The 3,334-nt window shown below is 44.9% G+C and carries 4 protein-coding genes; all 4 read right to left on the bottom strand.

Translation table 11 applies throughout. The features are described 5' to 3' along the window. Positions 1-219 precede the first annotated feature (219 nt). The 4 genes from FTV25_RS15755 to FTV25_RS15770 all read right to left on the bottom strand — a co-directional run bounded on the left by FTV25_RS15755 (position 220) and on the right by FTV25_RS15770 (position 3,188). Positions 220-444 (bottom strand): hypothetical protein, encoded by a 225-nt coding sequence (locus tag FTV25_RS15755; RefSeq protein WP_000743213.1) that lies wholly within the window; start codon positions 442-444, stop codon positions 220-222. Next, complete coding sequence (locus tag FTV25_RS15760) at positions 441-1,091, bottom strand: recombinase family protein (protein ID WP_180004508.1); 651 nt, start codon at positions 1,089-1,091, stop codon at positions 441-443. Before FTV25_RS15760 ends, FTV25_RS15755 begins: the two co-directional genes overlap by 4 nt. A gap of 147 nt (positions 1,092-1,238) precedes the next feature. Further along, on the bottom strand, positions 1,239-2,405 hold the full coding sequence (locus FTV25_RS15765; protein ID WP_024160783.1) for a tetracycline-inactivating monooxygenase Tet(X3): 1,167 nt from the start codon (positions 2,403-2,405) through the stop codon (positions 1,239-1,241). A gap of 189 nt (positions 2,406-2,594) precedes the next feature. Continuing rightward, positions 2,595-3,188, bottom strand: a complete 594-nt coding sequence (locus FTV25_RS15770) for a tyrosine-type recombinase/integrase (RefSeq protein ID WP_205779272.1) — start codon at positions 3,186-3,188, stop codon at positions 2,595-2,597. Between the last annotated feature and the right edge of the window lie 146 nt (positions 3,189-3,334).

Consider the following 3,334-nt stretch of genomic DNA (forward strand, 5'->3'; position numbering starts at 1 on the left):
ATGAGGCATGTTCCGCGTCCTTGCAATACTGTGTTTACATACAGTCTATCGCTTAGCGGAAAGTTCTTTTACCCTCAGCCGAAATGCCTGCCGTTGCTAGACATTGCCAGCCAGTGCCCGTCACTCCCACTCGATTGTAAACAAGCACACAAAACCCTTTAGTGACAACAATTTGCAAGAACTATCAGGCTCAGTGCCATGAAAAATACCATGACCAGATCATGAGGTTGAACACGGCTTGCGCCGGCAGCGTTCACGCTCCTGGTCGGCGATCTCGCCCGGCTGCAATGCTAGCTCAGCATCGGTCATGCGCTCCAGCACGTCGCGTAGGCGGATGGTGCAAGGAATGGGCGGCAGCTCGAACTCATAGCCGCCGGCGATCATTTCGGCCGCAATCTCCTCGGTGATGAAAAACGGCTCGTCGTCTTGGTTCGGCTTCTTCATGCCCTTTCCTCCTGGCGCTCATCCTGGCCGACAGCGGCCAGGGCATCGGCTTCCGTCAATGCGTCCTCCACGAACGCGCCGTGCTGCTTCGCTTCGGCCTGGCTGACCTCGGCCCATATCCGTTTCACCTGGGCCGCACTGTACCCGGCCAGCTCGGCGGTCTTGTTGATGCTGTAGCCGGACTTGCGCAGCGCGACAACTTGGGCGCGGCGCTTCGGATCAGCACGGCGGCCCTTGTACCGCCCGGCCTGGCGGGCCAACTCAATGCCTTGGCGCTGGCGTTCGCGCCTGTCCTCGTAGTCGTCGCGGGCCATCTGCAAGGCCAGGCGAAAAAGCATGATCTGCACGGCTTCCAGCACGATCTTGGCGACGCCCTGGGCCTCGGGCAAAGGTAGGCGGCTGATGCGGTCGATCTTCTCGGCAATGACCACCTCGCCGGGCTGTAGGTCGCCGATCATGCGCAGCAGCTCAGGCCGGTCGGCGCGTGCGCCGGATGCCTTCTCACGGTAGATGCCGGCGACGTAGTAGCCGGCGGCCTTCGCGGCCGTAGTGATCGCCTCTTGGCGTTCCAAGTCCTGCGCGTCGGTGCTGACGCGCAGATAGACCCGCGCCACCATCGGCGCGGCTACTGGCTTCGTCCTGCGCATACTTGCGGGCTCCTTTGGGCATACTCAAATGCACCCATCTTAAACTGGCAGCTAATGTACAAAAGTTGATAGAAGCACACAAGTTCAATTTTGCACTTCTGCCCACTATTGCAAAACTGCTTGTTAGTAGCCGTTTTTTCTTACTGTTTATAGATTCAATAATTTTTGAAACGAAAAATTGGGACTAAACATTTCGGTTTCGTTTTCTGTCGATTCGTCCTGCGTATCTTTTGCATAAACAAACATTTGTTGTTCGTAGTTTTCGATGGCATTTTCAATACTTGTAAATTCTCCGTTTGTAAGGTTTTCAGACAATATCAAAGCATCCAATAATCCCGTATTTACACCCTGTCCTGCAAAAGGCGACATCAAATGAGCAGCATCGCCAATCATTGTTATGGGTAATGGACGGTTACTTTTCCAATCATTGTTCAAAGGAAATTTCCTTGTGGGCAAGCATTGAAATGTTGATACCGAACGTATTAATTGTTTGTAAACTTCACTCCATTTGGAAAATCTTTTCAATAAAAAATCGGCAACGCTGTTTCTGTCCTGAAAATCTAAGGGAATTTTATTTTTCCATTCATCGGGCGTTTTAAAACTAATTCCTAAATACAATGCACCATTATTATTGGGATTGGCAAACAATAAAATGCCCTGATGTCCCGCCATTAATCGGTTGCCGTTGCATAGCTGAAAAAATCCGGGACAGTTTATTTCCGGTTGAAGAATATCAGCTTGGATGTTGAAAGTACCGGTTTCTTCAACTTGCGTGTCGGTAACAAAGCTCCTTATTTTCGACATTCCACCATTGGCAAGAATAACCAAATCTGCTGTTTCACTCGGTTTATTCTCAAAAGTTAGTGTCCACTTCTTCTTACCAGGTTCAAGCATAACAAGTTTTCTATCCCAAATAACCGTGTCGTTTTCTAAACTATTCAACAAGATAGCCCTTAAGTCATTTCTGTTTATTTCAGGATTGTCAAATCGATTTTCGGGCTTTACATTTTTTGTGGATAAAATATTGCCTTTTTCATCAGCAATATTTACACCCATTGGTAAGGCTAAGTCATAATAAGTTTGTAACAATCCCGCTTTTTTCATTGCTTCCTGACCTGAACCTTTGTGTAGGTCAAGGGTTCCACCAAAAATTCTTGCCTCTCGGTCGTTGTCTCTTTCGTAAACTGAAACGTCTATGCCGTTTTGCTGTAATAATTTTGCCATAGTCAGTCCAACGGGTCCACCACCAATTATTGCAACGTTCTTATCACTAAGTAAATTCATTTGTTTGTCTGTATCTATTCGCATTGTCATTCAAAAATGGCACATAACAAGTGGCTATACGCCAAATGGCGTATATATCCACTATATCTTATTTTGCTAAACCTTTCATTATCAGTGACAAATCCGTTTTCAACCGTTTACCGTTCGTTTCTACTCTCTCAAAAGGATTTATATTCATAGTGCTTTTTGTTAAGTTTTGCTCAAATATACAAATCCTTTCTATATATCTAACAAATCCATCGGACTTTTTAATTGTTCCATTCCCTTGGTGGTAATATGTGTATAAACCTCAGTTGTTTTACTGCTTGAATGACCTAACAACGATTGAATATAACGTAAACTCGTACCATTCTCAAGCAAATGCGTTGCAAAGCTATGTCGTAAGGTATGTACAGTAACTTCCTTTTGAATCTTTGCTTTTAAAACAGCTGCTTTAAAAATGTTTTGAATACTTCGGCTTGAGTATGCGCCACCTTTTTGACCTTCAAATAAATAATCTTTTGGTTTATATTCCATAAAGTATGTTCTTAAAATAATTAATGTTTTCTCAGATAAAATGGTATAACGATCTCTTTTTCCTTTTGACTGTTCTATACGAATTTGCATGCGCTTGGAGTCAATGTCTTTTATTTTCAGGTTTATACATTCAGAAATGCGCAAACCTGCCGAATAAATAGTCATCAGAATAGCCTTGTGTTTCACGTTTTCAATAGCGCGTAGTACCCGAATGGTTTCTTCTTCACTCATCACAACAGGAAGTGTTTTTTCTTTTTTTGGTCTTTCGATGAAATATGTTTTCCGTTGTCCACCCAAAACACGTTCGTAATAAAACTGGCACTGTTGCAAAGTTAGCGATGAGGCAGCCTTTTGTCTTATTCAAAGGCCTTACATTTCAAAAACTCTGCTTACCAGGCGCATTTCGCCCAGGGGATCACCATAATAAAATGCTGAGGCCTGGC

The organism is Acinetobacter sp. YH12249, assembly GCF_013417475.1.
Taxonomy (GTDB): Bacteria; Pseudomonadota; Gammaproteobacteria; order Pseudomonadales; family Moraxellaceae; genus Acinetobacter.

Bases quoted from the DNA above. Each gene is read 5' to 3' on its own strand.
- FTV25_RS15755 (WP_000743213.1), bottom strand. From the start codon at position 444: ATGAAGAAGCCGAACCAAGACGACGAGCCGTTTTTCATCACCGAGGAG.
- FTV25_RS15760 (WP_180004508.1), bottom strand. From the start codon at position 1,091: ATGCGCAGGACGAAGCCAGTAGCCGCGCCGATGGTGGCGCGGGTCTAT.
- FTV25_RS15765 (WP_024160783.1), bottom strand. From the start codon at position 2,405: ATGACAATGCGAATAGATACAGACAAACAAATGAATTTACTTAGTGAT.